General features: G+C 53.7%; 28 protein-coding genes and 7 pseudogenes. 15 read left to right on the top strand and 20 right to left on the bottom strand.

Going from position 1 to position 25,640, the window contains the following annotated elements:
* Positions 1-7: 7 nt before the first annotated feature.
* The 3 genes from ABDK75_RS15825 to ABDK75_RS15815 form a co-directional block, all read right to left on the bottom strand.
* On the bottom strand, positions 8-274 hold the full coding sequence (locus ABDK75_RS15825) for a metal-sensing transcriptional repressor (protein ID WP_062106603.1): 267 nt from the start codon (positions 272-274) through the stop codon (positions 8-10).
* Between the two features lie 201 nt (positions 275-475).
* Positions 476-865: a PIN domain-containing protein gene (locus tag ABDK75_RS15820; protein WP_099213474.1), complete on the bottom strand. Its 390-nt coding sequence runs from the start codon at positions 863-865 to the stop codon at positions 476-478.
* Complete coding sequence (locus ABDK75_RS15815; RefSeq protein ID WP_099213473.1) at positions 865-1,131, bottom strand: hypothetical protein; 267 nt, start codon at positions 1,129-1,131, stop codon at positions 865-867. The genes ABDK75_RS15820 and ABDK75_RS15815 overlap by 1 nt, the downstream gene beginning before the upstream one ends.
* A gap of 208 nt (positions 1,132-1,339) precedes the next feature.
* Between ABDK75_RS15815 and ABDK75_RS15810 the strand changes: the two genes are divergently transcribed.
* From ABDK75_RS15810 to ABDK75_RS15800, 3 genes are all read left to right on the top strand, one after another.
* On the top strand, positions 1,340-1,933 hold the full coding sequence (locus ABDK75_RS15810) for a recombinase family protein (protein ID WP_346004375.1): 594 nt from the start codon (positions 1,340-1,342) through the stop codon (positions 1,931-1,933).
* Between the two features lie 274 nt (positions 1,934-2,207).
* Positions 2,208-2,690, top strand: coding sequence for an Hsp20 family protein (locus tag ABDK75_RS15805; protein ID WP_346004374.1), 483 nt, complete (start codon positions 2,208-2,210; stop codon positions 2,688-2,690).
* A gap of 65 nt (positions 2,691-2,755) precedes the next feature.
* The gene (locus ABDK75_RS15800; RefSeq protein WP_152834819.1) at positions 2,756-3,106 is read left to right on the top strand and encodes a hypothetical protein; all 351 of its coding nucleotides are present in this window, start codon (positions 2,756-2,758) and stop codon (positions 3,104-3,106) included.
* Positions 3,107-3,159: 53 nt separating this feature from the next.
* On the opposite strand, the gene ABDK75_RS15795 is transcribed toward ABDK75_RS15800, so the two are convergent.
* Positions 3,160-3,717: a phosphate-starvation-inducible PsiE family protein gene (locus tag ABDK75_RS15795; RefSeq protein ID WP_346004373.1), complete on the bottom strand. Its 558-nt coding sequence runs from the start codon at positions 3,715-3,717 to the stop codon at positions 3,160-3,162.
* 159 nt (positions 3,718-3,876) lie between these two features.
* A complete protein-coding gene (locus ABDK75_RS15790) occupies positions 3,877-4,359 on the bottom strand; it encodes a hypothetical protein (RefSeq protein ID WP_346006370.1) in 483 nt (160 codons plus the stop codon).
* Between the two features lie 36 nt (positions 4,360-4,395).
* Between ABDK75_RS15790 and ABDK75_RS15785 the strand changes: the two genes are divergently transcribed.
* A protein-coding gene (locus tag ABDK75_RS15785; protein WP_346004371.1) for an IS3 family transposase occupies positions 4,396-5,546 on the top strand; the annotation gives its coding sequence in 2 pieces (ribosomal slippage) (positions 4,396-4,654 and positions 4,654-5,546; 1,152 coding nt in all).
* On the top strand, positions 5,482-5,817 hold the full coding sequence (locus tag ABDK75_RS15780) for a monooxygenase (protein ID WP_346004370.1): 336 nt from the start codon (positions 5,482-5,484) through the stop codon (positions 5,815-5,817). Before ABDK75_RS15785 ends, ABDK75_RS15780 begins: the two co-directional genes overlap by 65 nt.
* A gap of 81 nt (positions 5,818-5,898) precedes the next feature.
* Here the strand turns inward: ABDK75_RS15780 and ABDK75_RS15775 are convergent, their stop codons facing one another.
* From ABDK75_RS15775 to ABDK75_RS15755, 5 genes are all read right to left on the bottom strand, one after another.
* Positions 5,899-6,822, bottom strand: coding sequence for a replication protein RepA (locus ABDK75_RS15775; protein ID WP_346004369.1), 924 nt, complete (start codon positions 6,820-6,822; stop codon positions 5,899-5,901).
* Positions 6,823-7,384: 562 nt separating this feature from the next.
* Complete coding sequence (locus ABDK75_RS15770; protein WP_346004368.1) at positions 7,385-8,143, bottom strand: chromosome segregation protein ScpA; 759 nt, start codon at positions 8,141-8,143, stop codon at positions 7,385-7,387.
* Complete coding sequence (locus ABDK75_RS15765; protein WP_346006369.1) at positions 8,136-8,921, bottom strand: hypothetical protein; 786 nt, start codon at positions 8,919-8,921, stop codon at positions 8,136-8,138. Before ABDK75_RS15765 ends, ABDK75_RS15770 begins: the two co-directional genes overlap by 8 nt.
* A gap of 3 nt (positions 8,922-8,924) precedes the next feature.
* Complete coding sequence (locus tag ABDK75_RS15760) at positions 8,925-9,923, bottom strand: site-specific integrase (RefSeq protein ID WP_346004366.1); 999 nt, start codon at positions 9,921-9,923, stop codon at positions 8,925-8,927.
* A gap of 150 nt (positions 9,924-10,073) precedes the next feature.
* Positions 10,074-10,598: an SMC-Scp complex subunit ScpB gene (locus ABDK75_RS15755; RefSeq protein WP_346006368.1), complete on the bottom strand. Its 525-nt coding sequence runs from the start codon at positions 10,596-10,598 to the stop codon at positions 10,074-10,076.
* 138 nt (positions 10,599-10,736) lie between these two features.
* Here ABDK75_RS15755 and ABDK75_RS15750 point away from each other — a divergent pair, with 138 nt between their 5' ends.
* The 3 genes from ABDK75_RS15750 to vapC all read left to right on the top strand — a co-directional run bounded on the left by ABDK75_RS15750 (position 10,737) and on the right by vapC (position 12,022).
* Positions 10,737-11,198 (top strand): hypothetical protein, encoded by a 462-nt coding sequence (locus tag ABDK75_RS15750; RefSeq protein ID WP_211509061.1) that lies wholly within the window; start codon positions 10,737-10,739, stop codon positions 11,196-11,198.
* 195 nt (positions 11,199-11,393) lie between these two features.
* Positions 11,394-11,618, top strand: a complete 225-nt coding sequence (gene vapB / locus ABDK75_RS15745; protein ID WP_211499663.1) for a type II toxin-antitoxin system VapB family antitoxin — start codon at positions 11,394-11,396, stop codon at positions 11,616-11,618.
* Positions 11,618-12,022, top strand: a complete 405-nt coding sequence (gene vapC, locus ABDK75_RS15740) for a tRNA(fMet)-specific endonuclease VapC (RefSeq protein WP_023942105.1) — start codon at positions 11,618-11,620, stop codon at positions 12,020-12,022. Before vapB ends, vapC begins: the two co-directional genes overlap by 1 nt.
* 9 nt (positions 12,023-12,031) lie before the next feature.
* Here vapC and ABDK75_RS15735 read toward each other — a convergent pair whose 3' ends face one another.
* From ABDK75_RS15735 to ABDK75_RS15725, 3 genes and pseudogenes are all read right to left on the bottom strand, one after another.
* Positions 12,032-12,991 (bottom strand): IS110 family transposase, encoded by a 960-nt coding sequence (locus tag ABDK75_RS15735; RefSeq protein WP_346006367.1) that lies wholly within the window; start codon positions 12,989-12,991, stop codon positions 12,032-12,034.
* A gap of 170 nt (positions 12,992-13,161) precedes the next feature.
* Positions 13,162-13,764: pseudogene (locus ABDK75_RS15730) on the bottom strand (DDE-type integrase/transposase/recombinase); the annotation flags it as partial.
* Positions 13,765-13,825: 61 nt separating this feature from the next.
* Positions 13,826-15,016 (bottom strand): annotated as a pseudogene (locus tag ABDK75_RS15725) (IS3 family transposase).
* Between the two features lie 109 nt (positions 15,017-15,125).
* On the opposite strand from ABDK75_RS15725, the gene ABDK75_RS15720 reads away from it, so the two are divergent.
* A complete protein-coding gene (locus ABDK75_RS15720) occupies positions 15,126-16,229 on the top strand; it encodes an IS110 family transposase (RefSeq protein ID WP_373317500.1) in 1,104 nt (367 codons plus the stop codon).
* A 340-nt stretch (positions 16,230-16,569) separates the two neighbouring features.
* Here the strand turns inward: ABDK75_RS15720 and ABDK75_RS15715 are convergent, their stop codons facing one another.
* Both ABDK75_RS15715 and ABDK75_RS15710 read right to left on the bottom strand, forming a co-directional pair.
* A complete protein-coding gene (locus tag ABDK75_RS15715) occupies positions 16,570-17,007 on the bottom strand; it encodes an IS5 family transposase (RefSeq protein WP_346006366.1) in 438 nt (145 codons plus the stop codon).
* 45 nt (positions 17,008-17,052) lie between these two features.
* A complete protein-coding gene (locus ABDK75_RS15710; RefSeq protein WP_346006365.1) occupies positions 17,053-17,508 on the bottom strand; it encodes an Rrf2 family transcriptional regulator in 456 nt (151 codons plus the stop codon).
* Positions 17,509-17,586: 78 nt separating this feature from the next.
* Here ABDK75_RS15710 and ABDK75_RS15705 point away from each other — a divergent pair, with 78 nt between their 5' ends.
* From ABDK75_RS15705 to ABDK75_RS15690, 4 genes and pseudogenes are all read left to right on the top strand, one after another.
* The gene (locus tag ABDK75_RS15705; RefSeq protein WP_346006364.1) at positions 17,587-18,765 is read left to right on the top strand and encodes a globin domain-containing protein; all 1,179 of its coding nucleotides are present in this window, start codon (positions 17,587-17,589) and stop codon (positions 18,763-18,765) included.
* A 157-nt stretch (positions 18,766-18,922) separates the two neighbouring features.
* Positions 18,923-19,588 (top strand): annotated as a pseudogene (locus tag ABDK75_RS15700) (transposase); the annotation flags it as partial.
* Between the two features lie 316 nt (positions 19,589-19,904).
* A complete protein-coding gene (locus ABDK75_RS15695) occupies positions 19,905-21,242 on the top strand; it encodes an IS110 family transposase (protein WP_062105607.1) in 1,338 nt (445 codons plus the stop codon).
* Between the two features lie 35 nt (positions 21,243-21,277).
* Positions 21,278-21,706 (top strand): annotated as a pseudogene (locus ABDK75_RS15690) (transposase); the annotation flags it as partial.
* Between the two features lie 131 nt (positions 21,707-21,837).
* On the opposite strand, the pseudogene ABDK75_RS15685 reads toward ABDK75_RS15690, so the two are convergent.
* The 4 genes and pseudogenes from ABDK75_RS15685 to ABDK75_RS15675 all read right to left on the bottom strand — a co-directional run.
* Positions 21,838-22,032: pseudogene (locus ABDK75_RS15685) on the bottom strand (IS5/IS1182 family transposase); the annotation flags it as partial.
* Between the two features lie 288 nt (positions 22,033-22,320).
* On the bottom strand, positions 22,321-23,088 hold the full coding sequence (locus tag ABDK75_RS15680; RefSeq protein WP_346006363.1) for a Crp/Fnr family transcriptional regulator: 768 nt from the start codon (positions 23,086-23,088) through the stop codon (positions 22,321-22,323).
* Positions 23,048-23,320 (bottom strand): DUF1971 domain-containing protein, encoded by a 273-nt coding sequence (locus ABDK75_RS17860; RefSeq protein WP_408874445.1) that lies wholly within the window; start codon positions 23,318-23,320, stop codon positions 23,048-23,050. The genes ABDK75_RS15680 and ABDK75_RS17860 overlap by 41 nt, the downstream gene beginning before the upstream one ends.
* Positions 23,317-23,700, bottom strand: a complete 384-nt coding sequence (locus tag ABDK75_RS15675; protein WP_346006362.1) for a DUF488 domain-containing protein — start codon at positions 23,698-23,700, stop codon at positions 23,317-23,319. Before ABDK75_RS15675 ends, ABDK75_RS17860 begins: the two co-directional genes overlap by 4 nt.
* Positions 23,701-23,825: 125 nt before the next feature.
* Between ABDK75_RS15675 and ABDK75_RS15670 the strand changes: the two genes are divergently transcribed.
* Positions 23,826-23,996: a hypothetical protein gene (locus tag ABDK75_RS15670; protein WP_346006361.1), complete on the top strand. Its 171-nt coding sequence runs from the start codon at positions 23,826-23,828 to the stop codon at positions 23,994-23,996.
* Between the two features lie 12 nt (positions 23,997-24,008).
* Positions 24,009-24,371 (top strand): annotated as a pseudogene (locus tag ABDK75_RS15665) (transposase); the annotation flags it as partial.
* Positions 24,372-24,438: 67 nt separating this feature from the next.
* Here the strand turns inward: ABDK75_RS15665 and ABDK75_RS15660 are convergent.
* Positions 24,439-25,517 (bottom strand): annotated as a pseudogene (locus ABDK75_RS15660) (IS5 family transposase).
* Between the last annotated feature and the right edge of the window lie 123 nt (positions 25,518-25,640).

The following is a 25,640-nucleotide window of genomic DNA, read 5'->3' as shown; positions in this document are numbered from 1 at the left end:
CGATTGCTCAAAAATATTTGGTGAGGAAGGAAAATTCTTGCATCGCGTCTTCACGGGTCATTTTCCCGTCCGCGATGGCGTCGATGATGCAGTGCTCAAGATGATCCTGAACCAGCAGTCGCTTGGCACCTCGGATCGTACTTTCGATCGCTTCGAGTTGCTGCGCCAGGTCTGAACATGACCGCCCGGCATCCATCATCTCCATGACTTTTGCGAGGTGCCCGTGCGCCTGTTTCAGGCGGCGCTTGATGAGAGGGTGAGTTTCATGTGCCATGCCTTTTCCCTACCCTATAGGGGAGGGTATGTGTCAATCAAAAATATGCTAATGTCTGGTCGGCTCTACGGAGAGTCATTTGGGCGTTTGAATGTCCGAGATGAAGGCGAAACCGGAAGATCCGCTTATTTCGAGCGGCTCCTTCTGGGGGGCAAGCAGCCGTGGAACAGAAAACCTGCATAGGGTTTACACTGCGTACGACTATCGAATGAGAACCACCTCAACTCCGATTGCGTCCGCAATTTCAGCCCATGCCCGATCGGCCGTGACCGCGGGGAGACCCATTTTTTTGGCTAGCGCCAGACAGGCACGGTCTCCGTGACTGAGACCAACCCGCTTGGTCGCATCGCGCATCAATCCGGCCGCGAGAGCCAGGTTCTGATCAAGAGGCCGCACGTCTAGGCGCAAAGCTGAGATAAGTTCGGATATTCCTTCGGCCGGGACGCCTTTATCAACAGCTTTAGAAACGATCTCCTGCAGGTTGATTGCGGAGATGGCTGCATCGCGCAGCCAGTACCGAGCTTCTTCAGCCCCTGTTTCCTCATTCAGGTCCGCAAAGACAGCGGATGTGTCGATGACGCAAATCGGCATCAGCGCTTCACCCCATCGTCATGGCTGTCGAGCGCATTTTCAGCGCGTCGCTCAGCAATGACTTCGTCCGCAATCGAGGTGCCGGCCGGGACATATTTTCGGAACAGTGCCCTGGCCCGATCAAGCGAGGCATCAGGCGTCATTAAGCGAACTTGCCCATCTACGATCTCCGCCATGAGCTGGCCGCCTTTTTCGACGCCAAGCGACTTACGCAAGCCAACCGGCAGAACAAGTCGACCATTCGGCATAACGTTGACACGAATCATGTAACTGATCTCCCGTTCTAAAAGGTTGCAATCTTGGTTTGAGTCATTTTCCGTGTTTAGGTCATTTTTATTGTTGGTGCCATAAAATTCGGGTGTCCGAAAACGATCGTTTACGGACAGGGGCGAAGCGATCTGTCCGCAAATTACCTTTACAGTATTTCGGACATAGTTCATATTTCGGACATCCTATTCGAACGAAATGAGCCCCATGCCACGCACTTTTGCCTACGTCCGCGTTTCAACCGTCGGACAGACGACCGAGAACCAGATTCAGGAAATTGAAGCCGCCGGTTTTCAGGTTGAGCCTCGTCGGGTTGTTACCGAAACGATTTCCGGGAGTACCTCTATTGCGCAACGACGTGGCTTTGCTCGCCTTATGGATAGACTGGAAGCTGGAGATGTTCTGATCGTGACCAAGCTTGATCGTCTTGGTCGCGATGCGATGGATGTCAGCACCACGGTTAAAATGCTGGGAGCCATGGGAGTGAAGGTTTACTGCCTCGCACTTGGCGGTGCTGATTTGACCAGTTCCTCCGGCACAATGACGATGCAGGTTCTGAATGCTGTCGCACAGTTCGAGCGGGATCTGCTGATTGAGCGCACGCAGTCTGGTTTGAGGCGGGCAAAGTCAGAAGGGAAGACCTTGGGGCGGCCTTCCACACTGTCAGAAGGTGAGAAGCAAGGCGTCCTCAAGGACCTGGCGGAGGGTATGAGCGTTTCTGCACTTGCCAGAAAATTCTCCACAAGTCGGCAGACCATTATGCGGGTTCGGACTGAGAGCTTTCCTTCCGGCTCTCTATAGCGGTAGTTCCGCTTCCGCCCTCTCTATCGACATTTTAAGGCCTACATCAGTTTTCGGAGAGCAGACGTCGTTCTTCCAACGTTTCTTCTCTAAGCCGCAGTATTTCAGATCCACGATATGGAGAGAGTCGGGGGTACAGTGTTATTTTCATTTTCGCCTCTTGAAGACTCTGAAGGGAAATCCAGATACAGATTGCTGGCTGCCGAAAGGGGTCGGCGTGCAGTCAGAAGCTGCATTAATCTTGTGTCCATGTTGCTCAAAGGAGAATATGGCTATGAGAGCCACTGTTGACTTTGCACCCCTGTTCCGTTCAAGCATCGGCTTTGACAGAATGCTGAACGCTCTTGATCTCGCCAACCGGATTCCGACGGTCGATAATTGGCCGCCTTACGACATCCTCAAGACCGGTGAGGATGATTACCGGATCGACATGGCAGTTGCCGGTCTTGCCGAGAATGACCTTACGATCACGCAGGAGCGTAATACTCTGGTCGTGACAGGGCGAAAGGCGCCCCAGCCTCAAGACGCGATCGAGTATCTCCATCGCGGCATTGCAGGCAGAGAGTTCGAATGTCGCTTCGCTCTGGCCGAGCATATGAAAGTCACCGACGCCCGCTTCGAGAACGGGCGCCTGTCCATCACCCTGAGGCGTGAGATACCGGAAGCGCTGAAACCGCGCCGTATCGCAATCACGTCGTCCACCACGCCTGCAGGGCAAGTTGTGCCTCAGATTGAGGCGCAGAAAGAGGCTGCCTGATGGCGTGACAAAAACTCTTCCCCGGTCGGCTGAACGACCAGGGGAAGTCTCGAAAGATCATGAGCATGAAAAGAATGAGAGGAGTTTTGTCGTGCCTGGCCCTGATTGCGCCTCTGCTGTGCCAATCGGGTGCATATGCTGATGGTGTTACCCGGAAGACCCAGACATCATTCGATGCAAGAACGGCACCGTCGACTTCTGCAACGCAAAAAAGCGAGCCGCGCACTCGTTATGTGGACGGCACAGGCGATATGCTGATTGACCGGCTGAATGAAAGCCAGTTGGATCAGAACTATAATGGGCCGGTTTATTATCCCGGACAGCCCATCCCGCCCTTCCGGGCGATCGACACAGATCATCTGAGCCGATCAGGCCAGGAGACAACAAAGAATACGCCTTCGTCGCACGTCATGTAATATGAACCTTAGGAGAAGGTGGCACTTTCTCGTGCCGCCTTCTCCTTGACAGTTCAGGCCGAGGGATATTTAGCCTTGCGGCAGGACAGGGCAGTGTCTTCGAGACGTGCCTGTTCCCGGGCATCTCGCGCGACGCGTGCATCCTGATCGCGAACCAACCAGTAGACGATACCCAGAGCCAGAACAGCGGCTGAAAGAGCGAACAATTCTGCGGCGGTTACCTCATGCAGATCCAGCAGGATGAATTTGCGGGCAATCCCTAACAGGGCGATCAGAACTATGGTCCGCACCCGGATGACGTTCTCATGTTGGGCAAGAACGACCAACAAGGAATGCTTGAATTCAAGGGCGATGATGACAGTAAAGATCGCACCGAAAATCGTCTGAAAAACTGTCTGGTTGATAGGATCGACCCCGACGTCGACAACCAGATGCCAGACCGCCCCGATCAGATGCATCGTCGCAACGGCGCTGACCAGCATAATGAGCGCGATCAGGGTCAAGATGATCGCCTGTTCAAAGCGCTCATAGAATGTCAGGCCGCTGAACAGTCTGATGAGGCGGGACCAGTCCCTGCTGTGCCAGGAACGTTTCAGAGAAATATCATCCATAACCGTTTTCCCATCCAATAACCGAATTATACTGTTTCACGCCTTCTGTTGGGCTTTCCCACAACGGAGCGTATCGCCATGCAGGACACGACACAGATCAAAAGCGTTCACCGTCCGTTTGAACCGCATCGCTTCGTTCCTGCGGGAAGGGACTGCTTTTTACAGGACACTCCCGGCATGCTCGTTCACGGAACCTGTCTTCCGCGTATCCACGGCGGGGGTCAAGGTCATGGCCTCAGGCTTTTGACTCTCGGGCTTTCCAACGGTCAGTGATGATACAAGCGTTGAGCAGGCCTTGCCTCCGGTGCTCGACACATGAACGATCGGCGCCGACTGACCGTTCGAGGTCATCATAATTGTCTGCGTACAGGATGCGCTGGGCCCACCGATACTGACAGCTTCGACACGCTGCTCGGACATGACCTGCTTCGGCAGCCCGTGCTCAATAGCCGGAACGGCGCGTAACGTGCTGACCAGTCGTGCTGTCAGTTCCCGGTCGGCAGCCTCCATGACAGCGATATCGTGTGTCATCATGCGATCAAGGGCGTCAAACATCGCGATATCGGATATCGAGGGGGTGGCGGGAATATTCTGGACTGGCACCAGAATGCCAACTGACGTGCCCCCCGGAAATGTAACCATTTAAAAGTAGAGTCCGATCGAGAAGGATACGGACGGATGAAGCGCAGTCGTTTTACGGAAGAGCAGATCATAGGGATCCTGAAGGAACAGGAATCCGGGCTGAAGGTCTCTGATCTTTGCCGTAAGCACGGGATCAGTGACGCGACCTTCTACAAATGGAAGACCCGTTATGGTGGCCTTGAGGTATCCGAGGCCAAACGGCTGAAGGCGCTGGAAGATGAAAACAGCCGCCTGAAACGTCTTCTTGCGGATGCCATGCTGGATAATGCGGCCCTGAAGGAAATTGTTGGAAAAAAGTGGTAACGCCTGTCGCGAAACGGCAGGCGGTCCGACACATTCAGGAAGCTCTGACCCTGAGTGAACGCCGAGCCTGTGCGCTTATTGGTGTTGCCAGGCGTGTCGCGCGGTATGTTTCTACCGGAGCGGACGATGCTGCCCTGCGCCAGCGCCTACGGGAACTGGCGGACCAACGACGCCGCTTTGGCTATCGCCGCCTGGGGTATCTTCTGGCGCGGGAAGGCTTCAGTCCCAATCACAAGAAGCTGTTCCGCCTTTACCAGGAGGAAGGTCTGAAAGTCCGTCATCGGGGCGGTCGAAAGAGGGCACTGGGAACGCGCTCTCCCATGACCATCCCCCAGGAACCCGGACAGCGCTGGAGCCTGGATTTTGTCTCGGATGCCCTGATCTGTGGCCGCCGGTTCCGCATTCTGGCTGTTATCGACGATTTCAGTCGTAAGAACCTGGCACTGGTTGCCGACACATCGCTGTCAGGCAGACGTGTGGCGCGGGAACTGACGGTGCTGGTGGAGCGATATGGCAAACCTCTCATGATTGTCAGCGACAACGGGACGGAATTCACATCCCATGCCATCCTGAAATGGGCCGATGAGATGAAGATCGAATGGCATTATATCGCCCCGGGGAAACCGCAGCAGAACGGGTTTGTCGAAAGTTTCAATGGCCGATTGAGGGATGAATGCCTCAACGAAACGCTGTTCACCTCCCTCAGCCATGCGCGACAGGTTCTGGCTGACTGGCGGGAAGACTACAATACGGTGCGCCCCCATTCCCAGCTGGGTGGCAGGACACCGGATCAGGTCGCCAGACAAGGGTCTCGGGGGCATGCCCCCGAGACCCTTGTCATCCCATCAACCCAAAGCCATAAAAAACCGGAACTCTCCTTTTGAGTGGATACAAAAAAGGGGGCACGTCACTGGTGATTTCGAACTGAGTGACCGGACGCACCTGAAGGAACATCTTTTAAACGGAAAAACTCTTCTACTTGATCTCAGTAAGAGCGATTCTTTGCGAAAACTTTCTGATTGTTATCAGGATCAGCTTTCTTACATTGCTTGTAATGCGAAGGGCTATTGGGGCCTTTATGCCCCGCTCATTCGTCCTGATAGCTTTATTGCCTGGGCAAGCGATAATTTTTCAGATGATTCTAAAGCGATATAGGCATTATCCAAATTGCTTATTGTTTCGCCCAACAAGCAATATTTGGCCTTATCTTTATTGTCCGATTTAATAGTTATATATTTAACGACCTAGTATACGTCTCTCTGGTACTGGAGGAGGGGAGGGATATAGTATCAACCCTTTTTCCATATCAACATCTACGTGTGCTTCTGGATAAACAGAGAGGGCTAGTTTTAGTGGGCCTGTAATATCACGTTTGAAGTCACGCATACGCGCATATTCTGGTCCAAACTGCCCTTTGAAAGCATGCCACGAGATAGATACTGGTTCTTTGAGTATATGTAGCCTGTAAGCTAACCAAATATATGTATCTATCGCTTTTGATTTTCCGGATATTTGACGAATCGCTACTTCCCGAAGTGGTAGAGGATGGTCAATCAAGCTTTCGTAAAAACTTTCGTCTAAGCGAACAACTTCTCTCCAAAACGAAGGTTGATTTTCATCTTCCTGAATTGGAAAGATTGCATCCCGTACAAATGCTCCATTACTAACCATCTTCGCTCCATTGTGAACGCGAAAAAATGTTAGCCTGCACTGACTTATTCTTTTTGCTTGGTCTCTTACGGAATTATAAGTTTTCCCACCAACAGTAATTCCCATTACTTTAAGCCAAGCGTTCATTGAAGAGCCAAGTTCGACTTCACGGGATTGTGTTTTTACTGCTTGAGTTTGTAAATAGAGGAGAATCATACGAGCCATTGAGCCGTATGGAATACCAACGGGAGTTTTGTCGTCGTTTAAGCCGCTTTCAATAAGGAGCTTGATTCCTCCGCCTTCACGTTCCCATATGGTCTCTTCAGTCTTTTTATGAGGCAGAGCAGCCATCGCAAAGCCCGAATGAGTGATGCCAATTTGTAAAGCTTCATCACTTAATACTTCATGAGCAGCATCGACACATACACGGCTTAGCTGCCCATCGAGAGACGCCTGTCGCCGAGCTTCATGGAGTCCATGGCGTTCAAGAAGGTTGTGTATTTCACCCATGAACGTGACTTTCCATGGCCGGCGATCGGGTGTCAATTTGGACTTTGCTCGCGGCGAGTTCTCCACAGAACTCCGTTGGACTCCACTCGCCGTGGTTTGGACTCTGCTCGCGTGCTCTAGGAAGATTATTAGATATATCTATTAGATATGTGCGACCAGAGTCCAAGGGATAACCGCCATTATAGCGAGCAAAGCCCAAGAAATGGGCGAGGAGATCCCAAGGGATAACTGTTTTAAATTCAAATCGCTGTGGATTGCGGCTGTCGGCAATGAGCGAGGAAAGTCCAAGAGGGGGCGAGTAGAGTCCAAAAGGTGTGAAAGAAGATGATGCGGACAGCGAGGGGGATAGAGCGAGAAGAGTCCAAACAACTGAGTGGCACAATAAGCTGGCCGTTCGGCGGTGCAAAAATTTCTCATCGTACCGTTTGAATAGAGAACCAAACATATTGATTCTAATGGCCTAATTTCTAAATATAGGATAAAATTAGCCATAAATTCAGTGAGATATCGAAGATATTTCTGAATCCGCTCAGTGCGACAGTAAGCTTGCCGGGATAGCTGGTCAGGGACGATCAACTGCAAATGTTCGTGGCAGGTGCAACTGCCTAAGATATAATTCTCCTCGTTTTTCAAGTTCCAAAACTGCCGAAAGATGAGCAGCCCACTCGGCCTTGCGCTGGGTGAGGCTTTGAAGACTTTCTCGGGGAGAAAGACTCATCACGCCCTCGACGAGGTCCCACGTGCTCTCCGGATGGTCCCGAATTTTCCGCTGCCACCATGCCAAAGCGTCCTGAACAGAAACACGTGGTACAAAAGAAGGCTGGAAGATACTCTCTGGAGGCCGCAGCCTTGCCCTCCGACGAGATGCTGACAAAAGCGCGTCCAGTAGATCCCGGGTGAGGATTGAAGACGCTGTTTCAGCAGCAGAAGGCGAGGGGGATTGTTTTCCGCGCTCAAAAACACTTTCGCCCAGCACAGGCCGAGTTTCAAAGCACTCCACGGCACGCAAAAGCGTGTCCTTTCGAAGTAGGGCGCGTTGGATCTGCTTGGCAGCTGAATGGGCGGCAAGGTGCTCTTTCGTATCTTCCCGAAGCAGAAGAGCTGAGCGCATTTGAAGAAGGGTCGCTGCCAGAACAATATCGTTCGCAGTTTGTTCGAGCGGACGGTTTTTAAGCCGCTCTTCCACGCAGGTCAAAAACTGGTCGATCAGCTCCCTCAGCGGAAGCGTCCGAAGATCTATCGCACGACGACGGACGGCCTGCAGGAGCGCCTCCAGCGGGCCCTGCCAGGCTCCAACTTCCAAAAGCAGTCCCTTAGACATCGTAAAGCGGGCGTATGGAAAAGCTGAGGTCGGACCACTGGGTCGCAATGGTTTGAAGAGCCGCCCAGGGCGTCCAGTCCGCCGACCAGAAAGAAACACTCCAGCGGTTGGTGCTCTTTTTCGGATGCCCATCCATGACGTCGACCTGCTGCAGTGGCCGGGAGGTTCCCCAGTGCTCCCACAGCCACGCTTGTGTCATGGAGGAAGCGGGGCCGAGGGAGAGAAGATCCAGAGGGATGGGACAAAGGGCATTAAGATCAAACGGAACTGAGCCCGATCCTGCCTCCCGTTCGAGAAGGACCGTCTGGCTCTGGACAATCTGGTCGATCAAAGCGGCTGTCCGGGCGTCACCAACGGGAAAGATCCGGCTCAGATCTTCACGGTTGGTGACATCCGGCCCCCACGATAGACGGCCAGTCCCCGCAGCTGCCGCCCGGAACCGGGCCAGCACGGCTTCTGACCCTGTGACGGTCAAGACATGTGCCAGCCAGTCCGGTTGAGGATTGAATAGCGGACGATAAAGAGAGGTTTTCGGCTCTAAGAGCTCTGACCCGGCGATTGAAAACGCCGTGCCGCTTGCCGGTGGCCTTGGGGTGTGGCGGGTGAGCGCTGGACGAGTGGGGAGACGAAAGCCGACCCCCGGTTCATCGTCGTCACTGGGGCCCGGTTCGAGATACCCGTGGGCAACGGGGCGCGCTTCCAGTTCCAGACGATAGGCTTCCAGGCGCGCGACTGTCGCATCAAGGTCCGCGATGATTTCAGCCGTCGTTTGTGGCATGGGCTACAGGTCCAGAAGATGGGCGGGAGAGTCCAGGTCCAGACGGGCCCGACGGACATAGCGGCGCATGCTGCGCAGGTCCCGGTGGCGGGTGTGTGCCATGATCTGCTCGTCCCGGGCATTGGCCCGGAAGGCCTCGGTGACAAAGCCCGCACGGAGCCCATGCGGGCTGAGGCGTTCCCCGGAAGGCACCTTAAGTCCGGCCACCCTGGCGCGGCGCAGCAGGATCTGCCGGACGGCATCCGGATGCAGGGCATCGCGTCCCACCTGCTCCCAGCGGTTGATCGACCGGAAGAGGGGACCGTCAATAATCTCGGCCTTCTTCAGCCATCGCTCTAGAGCCAGGACAGGGCAGGTTTCGCGATGCTTGCCGCGCGGCAAAAAAATGTCTTCGCCCCGGTGTTCGGGGTCTGTCTTGCTGCGGGCGATATGGAGCTTCAAGCCGGTTGCCACGATCCGGACGGTCTCCGTCGTCAGAGCAACCAGTTCCGAACGTCGCAGCGCCCCGGCAAAGCCGATCAGCAGAAGGGCCCGATCGCGCAGATCCGCCAGCGCTTCGGCGGTTTTGCTATGCTCGGGTGCGACGAGCTTGCGGAGTTCCTGGGAGGTGAGGGCAGCGGCCTGTTTCTGCGGCGCGCCATACATACGCCCTGCCGCGCGGAGAGTGGTGCGGATGGCCGCATGGCCGGAGCTCCACTCCAACCCCCGCATGCGATGCTGATAGCCGACGGCCGCCAGGCGACGGTTGAGAGCCGAGCGGCTGAAGTGCGGGGCCAGACTGTGCAGCCAGGCCGCGACGACAGGAGGAGCGGCCGGAAGCGGGGACGTGTCGTGTTCGTCGCACCAATGACAGAAGGCCTGCCAGTCATGGGCATAGGCCCGCAGGGTTTCGGGCGCATAGGCTGCCGCTCGGGCACTGTCCTTTGCCGCGTCCAGAGCACTCTGCAAGGCGGGGGAGGGCGCTGCGGAAAGACGCTCTGCAGGCTCTGTCGGGACTGTCATGCCGGTGATCTTCCCTCTGAAACACTCAACAAGTCTGCCGTGAGACAGCAATTAAGGCAACCCTGATCTAACACGCGGTAAGAGAACATTACCACGTGTTAAAATAAGCAAAAGCAGTCCCAGAAGCCCGCAGAAAGAGCCCCAAAGGCCTTAAAGCGGGCCTCTCAGACCTTCGAGGAGCGGATCCAGTTCGGCCAGGGACCTCAGGCCGTAGGTCACGAGGAAGGTCTCGGTCGTCCCCCAAAGCTGCGGCTGGCCTGGCACTGGCTTGCGACCGAGGCTGCGAATAAGATCCTTTTCCTGCAGAAGAGCCAAGGTCTTCTGCGAAAGGGCGGCATCCCGGAAGCTTTCAATCTCGGGCCGTGTGATCGGCTGACGCGCAGCGATCAGCAGCAGCACTTCTAGCACGGCCCGGGGCAGGCGTTCTGGCGGTCGCTCCAATACCGCCCTCAGGGCTTCCTCCAGGTCGGGGGCGGTGCGGAACATCCAGCCGTCTCCGGCCGCGACCAACTCAAACCCCAGCCCCTCGGTGCGTCTGGCCACTTGGTTCAGGATCTGGACGATTTCTACGTCGTCTCCCAGAGCCCGCGCCAGCGTCATTCGGGACACAGGACCGCTGCTCTGGAAGAGGAGGGCTTCGGCGAGACGGACGGGATCGGAGACAGAGGACGTCATGGTCGAGAGCATAGGGCTGGTTTTCCGTTTTCCACCAGGGGTTGCGATATGCTCGGGGTGGATCTTTTCTAGGAGAGGAGGCGGTCAGGCTCCGCAAGACGTCGTCGTTAAACGTTGTTTTTGTGCTAAAGGATAGAAATGCCGATCCGACCGGAACTGAAAGCATTATATCCTCTCAACTGGCCCGAGTTGAGCCGACAGGTGCGGTTCGAGCGGGCTAGGGGACTGTGCCAGCGGTGTGGTCGACCCCATGGACAATTCCTTCAGGTCTTACCGGGTGGCCGATGGAAACATCCGGAAACAGGGCACTGGTTCAATGGCCGAGGCAGACGGGTTTCACCCCCGGACCTGATCGAGCATCTGCAAATGCGACAGACGAAGGTAGTTCTGGCAGCGGCGCATCTAAATCACGACCCCACCAGCAACCGGTGGCGCAATCTGCGTGCACTCTGTCAACGCTGCCATCTGCTGCATGACCGAATGTATCATCTGGCCCAACGCCGTTTGACCTTGCGAAGGCGTCTGGCCCTTGGGGATCTGTTCGAAGGGCCCTATCGGATTGGAATGAATCTTAAGGAGTATGAAATACACTATGGCTAATCTTCTTCGGGGGAAGAGGGGTAGGTCTGATCTCGGCGGAAAAAGATAAAAAGCCGTCGTCTATTTTGATGTTTGTTATGGACATTGGCTTCCAGAACGGTGACGGAAAATAGCCCAATTCAAAGCTGAACGAATTTTGTTGGTATCAGATCAATTTATGGATATACGTTTAGTATATCCCTTATGGAGGATGCCATGCTTGCCCGCACAACTCTCTTTCTTTCCAATCGCTCTCAGGCTGTACGGCTTCCCAAAGCAGTTGCCTTTGACCTTGGCCTGAAGGATGTCGTGATCATTCCCGATGGCGTACGACGCATTATTGCGCCTGCGCATGCCGCATGGGATGATTTTTTTTCGTCCTCCGGCACTGAATTACCCGAACGCAATCAACCTGCAATGCAGGACCGCGAAAGCTTTTGATGCTACGTTATCTTCTGGATACAAATTTTTGTATCCGTGTCTTGCGTGACCGTCCAAAGGGCTTACGCGAGCGTTTCAACGATAACGCCGAGGCCCTCTGTATTTCAGATGTTGTGCTTTACGAACTCCTCTATGGGGCGGAAAGATCTCAAAATCCGGCAAAAATCCGACGGGAGGTAGAGCATTTTGCTGCGCGTTTGTCTGTTTTGCCATTTGACGATGATGCAGCAGCACATACAGCAGAAATCAGGGCTGATCTGGAAGCCCGTGGGTGTGTTATCGGACCGTATGACTTAATGATTGCGGGGCATGCCCGGAGCAAAGGACTGGTCGTTGTAAGCGGAAACCTACGAGAATTTACTCGGGTAAATGGATTACGTTCTGAAGATTGGACGCCGGATTAGCAACTGTGTTTAAGCGGCGGAGCTAATGCGCCATGGCAGGCCTGTTTTGAGGACGGCGTTGGCGATTGTGATGAGACGCCGTGCGATAGCGACGATCACCAGTTTATGTGGCTTACCCCGCTGTTTCATGCGTTTGGCGACAGCTTTCAGAACAGGATTATGGCAGGCAGCTGCCAATCCTGCTTGGAACAAGACGTGACGGAGAGATCTTCTTCCCCCTGAAATGACACGTTTCCCCCGCATCGCGCCACTATCGTGAGCCATTGGTGCAAGTCCGGCCATGGCAGCAGCTTCTGTCGCCGTCATACGGCCGAGTTCCGGCATTTCTGCGAGAAGCATGGAGACTGATACCGGGCCGATACCAGGAATGGAGCGGAGAAGTTCTGCTTTCGCGGAGAGTTCTTCTGCCTCTGCGATAACGCTTTCAATCCGTTGTTCGAGCTCGCTGATCTGGCTTTCGAGAAATGCTTTGAGACTGCTGTCCATGTCCTCCAGTTCAGCGCTCACACCCTGTTTGCGGCGCGCCGAAATCTGGGCAGAAAGCCGTTTACGTGCCTCCACCATCTGAGCTCTGCGCACCGTCAGTACCCGCAGAAACTGGAGTTTTACATCCGGCAGTGTTCGTCCTGCTTCTGGACGAAAAGCCATAAAGCGCGCAATCAATTCCGCATCGATCTGATCGGTTTTCGCGCGTTTCCCCATGGAGAGTGCGAAAGCTTTGATCTGTGCAGGAGGCAACTGGACTGCATTGAGTCCCATACTGATGAGAAGACGCCAGAGTGCCCATTCCTGTCCACCGGTGGCTTCAAACCCAATTTTGAGACCGTCCGGCATACTCTGAAGAGTTTCCAGTAATCTGGCATGGCCATCAGGTGAATTCTGAAAACGAAATCTCTGCTTTTCTGGCAGGCAAAAGCCATCGAGCCAGTCTCGGGACACGTCTATTCCAATGACGGTTTGCGCAGACATATCACTCTCTCTTTCTTATGTTCGCGGTCCCGAAGGCGGGCCGCCGTCAACTGTTCGAGACGGTGAAGAGAGGCGAGATCAGCCTGCTAGAAAACGTGGTCAGGCTACCAGGTGTTAAGCGCTGTATCTCACCTCATGAACGCCCCTGGCCAGGGGCGTTCATGAGGTCATCATAACAGGCTGGAAACACATAAGGTGTTTAGTCCCGGGGTTTGATGGGTTGGATTGATGATGAATCTTTCTGGCTCTGAAGTCCAGATTTTGCAGACGTATTCGTAAGGTGTGAGGCCACTGAGGGTCTTGAGTCTTCGCCCGAAATTATAGGCTGCCATGAAGTCGTTGAGGTGTGTCCTCAACTGCTCATGACTGTCGTAATGGAAGCGTTTGACGGTTGCTTCCTTGATCGTCCGGTTCATCCGCTCAACCTGACCGTTCGTCCAGGGATGATTGGGTTTCGTCAGACGATGTTCGATCCCGTGAGCTTCGCAGATCATGTCGAAGCGCATGGGGCGAGACCAGGCCGTATTGCGGTTACGGGGCTGATCAGCGAACTGGATGCCGTTATCGGTCAGAATAGTGTGGATCCGGTAAGGGATGATGCTCAGGAGATGTTCGAGGAATTCCCAGGCTGTCTTCCGATCAGCTTTCCCGACGAGTTGTGTGACAGCGAATTTGCTTGTCCGATCGATGGCAACGAAGAGGTACAGCTTGCCTTCAGCGGTCTGGACCTCTGCGATATCGAGATGAAAGAACCCAATCGGGTAGCGTTTGAAGAGAGGTGGACCCGTCTGTTCGGACAGTTTTTGGGTTTGAATAAGCTATACCCGGTTGTTGTCATGCCGCCATTCTGACGGCGCTGCTGTTGGCCCTCTGGTTCGGGGTTAACCCCGGACCAGAGGGCGTCGGCACGTCATGATACGCCTCATCGGGCGTGCGTCCAGCCAGTGCTGCGTGCGGACGCTGCCCGTTATAATGGGTGATCCATTTCGTGAGCCCCACTCGAAGTTCTGATCCGGTCTCAAAGGCGTGCAGGTAGACGCATTCGTATTTCAGCGACCGCCACAGACGCTCGATGAACACGTTATCCAGCCAGCGCCCACGTCCATCCATGCTGATACGGATCTGACGCTCTTCCAGGAGCCCGGTAAAACGGGGCGTCGTGAATTGTGAGCCCTGGTCCGTATTGAAAATTTCCGGGGTGCCGTAGCGCATCAGCGCATCCCGGAGCGCCTCGATACAGAACTCCGCGTCCATCGTGTTCGACAGACGCCAGCCAGGACAGGACCTTGCGCGTGAACCAGTCCATGATCGCCACGAGATAGAGAAATCCCCGTTCCATGGGGATATACGTGATGTCGGAACACCAGACCTGGTTGGGCCGGTCGATGACCAGATCCCGCAGCAGATACGGATATTTCCGATGCTCTGGATGGGGCACACTCGTGCGTGGCTTCTGGTAGATCGCCCGCAGCCCCATAATCGCCATGAGCCGCCGGACCCGCGTGCGACCGACTTCATGTCCCAGGCGGCGCAGATGCCATGTCATTTGCCGCGAGCCATAATACGGCGTTTCCAGGAACTGGGCGTCGATCAGCCGCATCAACGCCAGATTGGCCTCGTTCTGTGGCACAGGCCGATAGTACACGCCCGACCGGTTGAGTTGTAGCAGCGTGCATTGCCGGATGATCGGCAGACGTGCTCGCTTCGGGTCAATCATCTGCCGCCTCTGATCACGCCCAACCGAGCAGAGGCATCGCGTAAAAAATCCCGTTCCACGAGAAGCTCGCCTATCTTCGCGTGTAGTTTCTCCACATCAGCAGGGCTGACCGGGGGCTCAGACACCGCCTTCCCCGAAAAGGTTGCCGCCATGCCCTCGACTGCCTGGCGCTTCCACTGGGCAATCATCGTCTGATGCACACCATGTTTCGAAGCCAGTTCCGCCAGCGTCAGCTCCCCGCGGATCGCCTCCAGCGCAACCCGTGATTTGAACTCCGCTGCATACCTCTTGCGCGTAACCTTGCCCATAAAACCCGTCCTCTCTCAGGTCGGATTATAGACCCAATGACCGTCATTTGCCTCGCCTTCCGAGGTCAGGAGGAGCGTAAGCTCACTTTGTCACGAGAGGAGAATGACAATGTCGACGGTAAAATTCATCGGTCTGGATGTCCACAAAGAGACGATTGCCGTGGCTGTTGCAGACGATGGGCGATCGGGAGAAATCCGGTTCCACGGGACAATTCTCAACACGCCCGAGGCCATACGACGTCTGGTGTCGCGCCTGGCTACGCCTGATGCGACACTCCACTTTTGCTATGAGGCAGGTGGCTGCGGGTACGGCATCCATCGCCAGTTGCTGGGCATGGGTATGGACTGCAGTGTCATCGCCCCATCTGTAATACCGCGCAAGCCAGCCGACAGGGTGAAGACGGACAGGAGAGACGCCGAAATGTTGGCGCGACTGTTGCGATCGGGTGAGTTGACGGCAATCTGGATCCCGGATCCGGCACACGAGGCTATGCGAGACCTCGTACGCAGTCGGCGCCAGGTCAGACAGGATCTTGTTGCCTGCCGACAGATGCTTCTGGGGTTTCTGTTGCGCCATGGGCGTAAATTCACCGGTCGTACGAACTGGACAAAAGCGCACTGGAGATGGCTGGGAAGTCAGGCATTTGAAATACCACATCAGCAATTTATTCTGGGTGAAAGCATCCGACGCATTGAAGAAGCTCAGCAGCGTTGCGATCGACTGGACACCATGCTCATGGAGGCGTTACCGCGCTGGTCACTCGCGCCAGTAGTAAAGGCATTGCAGGCGTTGCGCGGTGTCGGCCCCATCGTGGCCATAACGCTTGCTGCAGAAATCGGGGACCTCAGCCGTTTTGAAACACCCAAACAACTCATGGGCTGGCTTGGTCTCGTGCCATCAGAGGCTTCCAGTGGCACCCGTACCCGTCGCGGCGCCATCACAAAAACCGGAAACCGAGAAACACGCGCAATGCTGGTTGAGGCAGCCTGGTCATACCGCCTGCCGGCACGCGAGGAGCGCCGTTATCGGGCGCGTGTCGAGGACTTGCCAGAGGAAATCAGGGCAATTGCATGGAAGGCGCAAGTTCGCTTGTGCCAGCGCTACCGAACTTTAGCGGCATCCGGTAAAGCCTTGCCGAAAGTAATCACGGCGATCGCGCGCGAGCTGGTCGGCTTCATCTGGGATATCGGTCGCCGCGTGCAACCAACCTGACACGGCTTCCTTCGCCCGGTCATCGGACCTGACGGGCGTGCCGCGAAGACCAGGCAAGATGGGTAATCCTCGTTGTAAGCTGGGGCAGGTTTCGACCGACGCCCGTCTATAGAGAGAGGAAGGCCCACGACGGAAATGGGAAATGCGGTAGCCAACCCGCGGATGAGAGCATGATCAATCGTCGTCGATCGGCTCGCGGCACACCCGTCAGGTCCACTATCAGTTTTTGGTCACACCAGACACCAGTCATGGTGTAGGCTTCTTGCAACTGCACTCCCCTAATGACGGTCATGAGAGCTTAGACACCTGTCCGAAAAATGAGGCCACCTCTGTCCCGGCGTCAGGACAAAACCGAGTGGCCGTCCCCTGGCGTTGCATCGGGCGTGCAGTTTGGTGGTGAAACCACCACGCGATCGGCCAAGCGCCTCGGTTTCCTGAGACCCTTTTTTATACCTACGGCACAGTGATGTGCTCGGACCACTGTGCTGTCGATCATATCAGCGGTGGCATCTCGCTCCACCATTTCAGCCAGCGTTTCGAGCATCGCGTCGAACACGCCCGTCATCACCCATCGTCGGTAACGTCGGAACACGCTGTTCCATTTACCATAGTCATCAGGCAGGTGCCGCCATTGCGACCCTGTTCGGACAATCCACATCATGCCTTCGAAATACAGCCGGTTACCTCGTGTCGGGCGGCAGCCACGACCCGTCTCAGGCGGAAGCAGCGGCCCAATGATTGTCCATTCCTCGTCCGAAAGCCCAATTCGCTCGCCCAACGACGCCTCCAAAAGGCAGCGTTGAATCAATCACGGAAGTTAATGTCAACCTTTGTCCACGAAACCTAGCTCTGGAAACAGTATGGCGAGATCTGTCGGCTTCATAAGATCGACTAGAGTGTAACGATCAAGAACTCCCAGAAAAGCCTGCAAGGCCTCTCCCAAAACGCTTCGCAATGGACAATTCGGGGACAGCAGACAGGCGCGCCCGCCCGGAGACGCGCCATTGCAGTCTACGAGTGTCATGTCCTCTTCCGTGAACCTTACCACGATCCCAATACTGATCTCTTCCGCAGGACGAGCCAATAGCAAGCCTCCGCCCCGGCCTCGGATGGTCTTGATGAACCCTCCCTGTCCTAACCGATGCACCACCTTCACAAGATGATTTTCAGAAATTCCATAAGCTTCCGCAATGGCTCGGATTGAGATGCGTACAGTCGGACGCGCGCCCAGATAAAGAAGGGTCCGCAGTGCGTAATCGGTATGAAGTGTTAAGCGCATACGAGGCCTTTGACAGATTGACAGAAAGAAGTCACGCCCTTAAAGGTGTAGATAATATACATCTATAAAGGACGGACCATGTCCACTTCAGATCGCAGTCTCACTCCAGACGTCATCGCCATCATCAAGGCTACCGTTCCTGCGCTTGAAGCGCATGGATTGGCTATTACAACCGAGATGTACAGCCGTCTTCTGGCAAACCCAGCCATCTCCGAACTGTTCGATCCTACCCATCAGTCCAAAGGTACACAGGCGCGTGCTCTCGCTATGGCCGTTTTGGCCTATGCCAAAAACATCGATAATCTTGGTGTTATGGGAAGCGCTGTAGAGCGCATTGCGCAGAAACATGTCAGTCTGGAAATTCTTCCCGAACATTATCCGCATGTCGCAACAGCTCTTCTGGGAGCGATCCAGCATGTTCTCGGTGATGCTGCCACACCAGCTATTCTTGATGCCTGGGGTCGCGCGTATTGGGCTCTTGCTGATATCCTGATCGGTCGTGAACATCAGCTTTATGATACCAGCACTCACGCCGAAGGTGGCTGGACCGGTTGGCGTACCTTCAAAATTGTCCATGCAATCCGCGAATGTGAAAATGTCACGACACTTGAGCTGAAGCCCATAGACGGTAAACCTGTCATCCAGCCTGTCGCGGGTCAGTTTCTGGGTGTCGATCTGGATATTCCGGGCTACGGCCAGACGCGTCGTAACTACAGCATCACTTCCCGCCCGAACCACGAAGTTTACGCCATCAGCGTGCGCCACGTGCAGGATGGTGTGGTTTCTTCCTGGCTGAACAGTAAGGACTGTGAGGGCCACACAGTACGTCTTTCCCCGCCGGCTGGAAACTTCGTTCTCCCGGAACACTTTGATGCTCCAGTAGCATTCGTTTTCGCGGGCATTGGAGCAACACCGATGATCGGCATGATCGAAAATCTTGCGGCCCGCTCCCATGGCCCGGCTGTGAGCATCATACAGATCGCTCATTCTGCTGATGCCGCGCCATTTTCTGGCCGCCTTGCAGATATCACTCGCAAGTCAGGCGGTCGAATCACTCTTGAAACGCGTCTGACATCCGTAGACGGACGTCCAGACGCCGAGTGGATCGCAAACCGTATTCCTCACAGCGCCACGGTTTATCTTTGTGGGCCAGTGAGCTTCATGCATGATACGATTCAGGGCCTGGTCAAAGCCGGCATTCCTGCCAAACATCTCCGTTACGAAACTTTCGGACCAGACACTGGCGTCACAGACTAACAATGGAGGCGCATAGTTCATTACTGCGCCTCACAGGCATCCTAAAAAGCTCTCTCTTTTTAAGATGCCTTTATACATGGAGGGTTCTAAAAACTCCATGGTTTTGAGTGCGTATCTGTGATTCCATACCTCCTGTGGTGATTGGGTGGATGAATGAATAATGAAACAGCCTGGTTTCTTTGATGTTGAAGAGCGGCTTGCTCGTTTGAGCGGTCTTGGCGATCAGCTTGAAGCGTTTTCCCGGACTGTGGATTTTGAGGTGTTCCGCCCTGATCTGGAGAAGGCTCTGGCCTATTCAGATGGAAGCAAGGGCGGGCGACCGCCATTTGATCCGGTGTTGATGTTCAAGATCCTGGTGATCCAGACGCTCAACAATTTGTCTGATGAGCGGACAGAGTATCTCATCAACGATCGCCTCTCCTTTATGCGTTTCCTTGGTCTGGGACTTTCAGATCGGGTGCCCGATGCCAAAACAATCTGGCTGTTCCGTGAACGCCTGACACAGGCGGGGGCCATTGAAAGACTGTTTGAGCGCTTTGATGCGACCCTGCGCAGCGCTGGTTATCTGCCGATGTCAGGCCAGATCCTGGATGCCACGCTCGTAGCGGCTCCGAAGCAGCGCAATACAAACGCAGAGAAAGCGGATCTGCGAGCAGGCCGTATTCCTGAAGACTGGCAGGACAAGCCCTCCAAACTGTCGCACAAGGACAGGCATGCACGATGGACGCTGAAGTTCACGAAGGCGAAGCAGCAGGATGATGGAACCATGCCATCCAGCGATCTTGCCATCCCGTTCTTTGGCTACAAATCCCAGGTATCGATAGCGGGACCGGGTTTGATGCCATGGAGAAAGTCGGAGAAGCGCAGGCTTCGGAGACGTGGTTGTGGATCAGACCCGGTTCCCGGCATGCCGGGAACCGGGTCTATACTCTCAGAGCGAACCAGGCCGGTTCGGGGCTGAAGTCCCTGAGAGATCCGCCGATCGTCTCGTCTTTTGTGAAGCATGAACCCGGTCCGGCCGCGCTGACGGGGCAAGAGTAACAAGATTGTGGCGTCTGCTTTGAGTGAAGTTGATCGGCCACGAATGACACACCTGACTGTGACCGTAGCGTTGGTTCCCTCACCAGAAAGGACCGACTATGACATTCCGTACCATTGGTATTGATCTGGCCATTCGCGGAGATCACCTCGCTCAGATCTATGACGATGGCCGCCCTAATGGCCGTGCAATTCGTTTCAGGCACGATCAGCCTTCACTCGCCGCTTTTGTTCAGACAGCCGTGATGGGGCTGAGGGCGGATGACCACATTCAGGCCATCATGGAGCCAACCGGCATGAGCTGGTTTCCTGTTGCCCACCATCTTGCAGATGCTGGCGTCACCGTGGCTCGCGTCAAGGGAAAACGGGTCAAGGCTCTACGCCGTTACCTTTCCGAACACGCCAAAACGGATATGGCTGATGCCCAGATCCTGGCGGCCATACCGTCATTTGGTGGACCACGTCTTGATCCAGTCCACATTCCGGATCCGCAAAGCCACGCTCTTCAACGTCTAACCAAACAGAGAAGCCGCTTTCAGAACGAGATCGCGGATGCCAGGCGGCGCCTGCTTGATCTCATTCGTTGGGCATCCCCCAGGCTTGAAGCAGTCTTGCCCGACTTAGGAACACGGCTCTCTTTGGCCCTGTTGCAGAAATGGTTTCACCCCTCGGATGTTTTGAAGGCGCGTCGTACGACACTCGCCAAATATGTTGCAGCCCATGCAGGAGGGAACCATCCGCGCAGTGGGCCCTTTGTGGAAACGCTGATCACAGGGTTACGTGAAGCGGCGCAATACGCCCAGAACCTTCATGGGGCACACATTGATTTTTCGGAACTGCAATTCGAAATTGCGACGGAAATTGAGAATGTTCTGAAGAAAATTCAAATAGTTGGAGATCTTGAGCAGCATATTGCCGATCTCTACAAACACCTCGACCCACAGGCTCTTCTGCTCAGTATTCCGGGTGTCGGCCGACATCTTGCGCCGACCCTGATTGGTATCTTGCAGAACATTGAACGGTTTCATTCCGAAAAACATTTACGAGGTTTTTGTGGCCTGTTTCCCCGGAGGGCTGATAGTGGTGGTGTGGAGCGAGCGGGCCAGACCCTGACCCAGGGTGGCAATAACCGCATCAAACATGCACTTTATCTTGCTGCTGATACGGCACGAAAAACAGATCCTGAACTGGCAGAACTTTATTGGAGGCTGATGACGGCGAAAGGTCATCATCACAAACAGGCTTTATGTGCCGTTGCCAATCGTATTGTGAACCGGATCTTCAGCGTTCTCAAACGAGGAAAGCCTTATGAAGTGCGCGACAGGGAGGGAAACAGCATCACCCTCTGTGAAGCAAAAGCCATCATTCTGGAGCGCTATACTGTCGGAGAAAACATCAGAGCAGGACGTCGTTCCAATCGGATCGAAAAGAACTCCTGAAACCGGAAAAATTGCTTGCGCTCTCGGTACAAGATCACGTCTCCATCGATCGGAAGTTTCGGTTCATCCGAAAATGGAAGACGACGGATGCCGCCGCCAGTGATGGTGCGCGATTGAGAGAGGGGCTGCTGGATAAAACCAATACGGCCTCAAGCGTCTGGGCTGATACAGCGTATCGCTCAAAAGCCAATGAAGACTTCATGGAAAAGCATGGCTTTGTCTCAAAGGTTCACAGGAAGAAGCCGCATCTCAAACCCATGCCACTCCATATCCAGCGGTCCAATGCAGGAAAGTCCATGATCCGCTCGCGTGTCGAGCATGTTTTTGCCGACCAGAAATCACAGACGGGATTGTTCATCCGAACTGTCGGTATTACCCGGGCCACCATGAGGATCGGGCTGGCCAATATCGTCTACAACATGCGCCGCTTCCTCTTCCTGCAGCGGATCAGCACCACAGCGTAGCTATCAAGCGGGTAACAGCTCCCAATCTGCTCAAAACGCAGACCGGATGCCATCGCAAAAACCGTCAATCAAATCGCCAAAAGCCAGAAATTACCCGCCAAGCACATCAATCAACGGTTCTTCGATCCCTCCATCTTGAACATCAACACCGGATCAAATGGCGGTCGCCCGCCCTTGCTTCCATCTGAATAGGCCAGAGCCTTCTCCAGATCAGGGCGGAACACCTCAAAATCCACAGTCCGGGAAAACGCTTCAAGCTGATCGCCAAGACCGCTCAAACGAGCAAGCCGCTCTTCAACATCAAAGAAACCAGGCTGTTTCATTATTCATTCATCCACCCAATCACCACAGGAGGTATGGAATCACAGATACGCACTCAAAACCATGGAGTTTTTAGAACCCTCCACCTGGACAAGCGTGTCCTATATGTTCACGGCGTCTCAAACAGTCATGAATTTCCTACACCTGTCCAATCTCTGCCACCGGTGCCAGCTCATATTACGCTACCAATCGCCTGCGGTGAAATCAGGCGCATTCGCTAAAATTAGAAAATTTAAAGTTTCCTTTGCCTCATGAAGTTTATTATCCATGAGGCAATATCTTTTATTTATAATCTATTCCTCATCCCAATTTGGGATTTCTTTTCTACTAAAATTTATTAACCCTTGATAATCATGAATAATTATTGTTGATCCTTTCACATTGATCATTGTTTTACGTAGCTCTGATATAATTCGTGATAGGCTCTCAGGTTTTATTCGTAACTCTGCGGCAATTAATGCTTTGCTATATGGCAGAATTATTAGGTCTCTTCTATGCTGAAGGTTAATCTGACGTATAACGTACGAAGCAAACCGTTGTGCGGCAGTCTGTGAAGAGCTGCGTCCTAGCAGACGAGTATTTTCGCGCGACTGAGAGGAAATTTTCTGGAAGAAGTCGAGTGAAAACTTTGATTCGTTTATTAATAATGACCGTACTACGGCAGAGTCAATTCGCAGCACCAAAACATCAGAGACACAAAAACTATCCATTAAGTATGGTTTCTGTATAACGACGTCGGCAGGAAGAAGAAAACTTCCAGAAGATGCCGCTGTAATCGAGATCATACTTCCTGTTTTTTTCTTCATGCAGAGATGTACAGTTCCCTTTAAAATCCAAAAGAGACTTTTAGACTCTTCTCTACATCTAAAAACAAATGACCCAAAACAATATTTTTCTATTTTTGAATTTTTATAGAGTTCTTGTCGAGCATGTTCAGACACATTATTTATTATCCCGGTAGAATAGAACGCCTGTTCTATTTTTGAAAATATAGAAACGGTTTCCACAGTAATTGCATTCTTAAAGAGAAGATTTTGGGTCTTGATTGTAAAACTCAACACAAAACCGAACAGATCCTGTGAAATGAATATAATGCTTCTCGAGAGGAACTATTAGACCGGCTACCGAAGGAGACAATATCATTTCCCGCGAGGAACCAGTATAGACAAGTTTTAGATCGCCTTCGTAAACTCTAATAATTCCCCATACGCCTTTTTTTGTAAAATGTTGACGCAAAAGACCTTGAGGAGCCGTATTTTGATCAAATATCTCTGTTGTTTTATAGGGTTTCATGTCGGGGCAACCTGTAAGGCTTTATTTATAAAATCCTGCAGAATGATTGCATGGTTATGCTCGGTGTCATGTGCAGCAAAAAGAAGAGTTACGTGCTGCTCTTTCGCAAGAGAAACGAGACGTACCACATCATCATTGCCGTCTTCCAGTTCCTCAAGATAGCGGCGTTTGAATCCTTCCCATCGATGAGGGTCGTGACCAAACCAGTTCCGCAAATCTGGACTGGGCGCAACGTTCTTAAGCCACATATCCATGTGCAGGTCAGACTTACGGACACCGCGCGGCCAAAGGCGATCAACCAAAACGCGAAGACCATCTGTTGTATCAACAGCATCGTAGACACGCTTCACTGCCACTTCAGGTCTAACAGATTTCATCATATATACCTGCCTACTCATCAATAAGATGTATTATATATATACCTTATTGATTTTGCAAGCTTTCATCCCATTTCCAACCTCAGTATACTTGGCTACATTTCAAGAAAAAATCGAGGAAACACAGTATGTTCAAAGCCATTTTAATCAAAAAAAATTCGGAAGTATACGCAACTGAAATTTCAGAAATCGACGAAAAACATCTCCCAGAACATGATGTAGAAGTAAAAATAGCTGGAGGGTTCGAAAAACCCTCTGGTTTTGAGGTCTGCTCTGTGATTCCATTTCCCCTGAGTTGATTGGGGGCATGGATCATGAAGCAGTCTGGTTTCTTTGATGTTGAAGAGCGGCTTGCCCGGTTGAGCGGGCTTGGCGATCAGCCCGAAGCGTTTTCCCGGACTGTGGATTTTGACGCGTTCCGCCCGGAACTGGAGAAGGCACTGGCGTATTCCGACGGAAGCAAAGGCGGGCGACCGCCATTTGATCCGGTGCTGATGTTCAAGATCCTGGTGATCCAGACCCTGAACAATTTGTCTGATGAGCGGACGGAGTATCTGATCAACGATCGCCTGTCGTTCATGCGCTTCCTTGGGCTGGGGCTTTCAGATGGAGGGATCGAAAAACCGTTGATTGGCGGCGTCTGGCTCCTGATTTCAGGGTTGTGGCGTGCAGATTGACGGTTTCCGGGGTGATTTTCGCTCTGCGTTTTGAGCAGATCCCGGCCCATCGCCAGTGGGATGACTACGCGCTCGCGTTCAATCTTTCCAGGAAGAGGAAGCGGCGCATGTTGTAGACGATATTGGCCAGCCCGATCCTCATGGCGGCTCGCGTTATGCCGACGGTTCGAACGAACAGCCCCGTCTGTGACTTCTGATCGGCAAAGACATGCTCGACGCGCGAGCGGATGACCGACTTTCCAGCATTTGATTTCTGGATATGCCGGGGCATCGGTTTGAAATGCGGCTTTTTGCGATGAACCTTGGAAACAAATCCCTGCTTTTCCATGAAGTCTTCATTGGCTTTTGAGCGATACGCTGTATCAGCCCAGACACTTGAGGCCGTATTGGTTTTATCCAGCAGCCCCTCTCTCAATCTCGCGCCATCACTGGCGGCGGCATGCGTTGTTTTCCATTTCCGGATGAACCGGTATTTCCGATCGATGGAAACATGCGATTTATAGCCAAAGAACGGAATGGCGAGATCCGTTGTGGGGATTGTTCCGTCATCCTGCCGTTTTGCTTTCGTGAACTTCAGCGTCCAGCGCGCATGGCGATCCTTGTGCGACACCTTTGACGGCTTGTCCTGCCAGTCTTCGGAAATACGTCCCTTCCGAAGATCGTTTTTCTCTGCATTGGTGTTTCGCTGCTTTGGAGCAGCCACCAGTGTGGCATTCAGGATCTGGCCCGACATCGGCAGATAGCCTGCGTCCCGCAGGGTTGTATCAACGCGATTGACAGACCCTCGATCGTTCCCACCTGCGTCAGGCGTTCACGAAACAGCCAGAGTGTTTTGGCATCAGGCACCCGGTCCGACAGCCCCAGGCCAAGGAAGCGCATGGACGACAGGCGGTCGTTGATCAGATATTCCGTCCGCTCATCAGACAAATTGTTCAGCGTCTGGATCAGCAGGATTTTGAACATCAGCACCGGATCAAATGGCGGTCGTCCGCCCTTGCTTCCGTCGGAATACGCCAGTGCCTTCTCCAGTTCCGGGCGGAACACTTCAAAATCCACAGTCCGGGCAAATGCTTCGAGCTGATCACCGAGCCCGCTCAGCCGGGCAGGCCGCTCTTCAACGTCAAAAAATCCCGCCTGCTTCATAGCGCCATTCCCTCCGTCAGAACCAGACGAATGGAATCACAGAGCAGACCTCAAAACCAGAGGGTTTTTCGAACCCTCCAGATTGAACGCGAGCGCGTAGTCATCCCACTGGCGATGGGCCGG

Source organism: Gluconobacter sp. OJA, from assembly GCF_039638325.1.
Taxonomy (GTDB): Bacteria; Pseudomonadota; Alphaproteobacteria; order Acetobacterales; family Acetobacteraceae; genus Gluconobacter; species Gluconobacter cerinus.
This window is presented reverse-complemented; position numbering and strand designations above follow the sequence as displayed.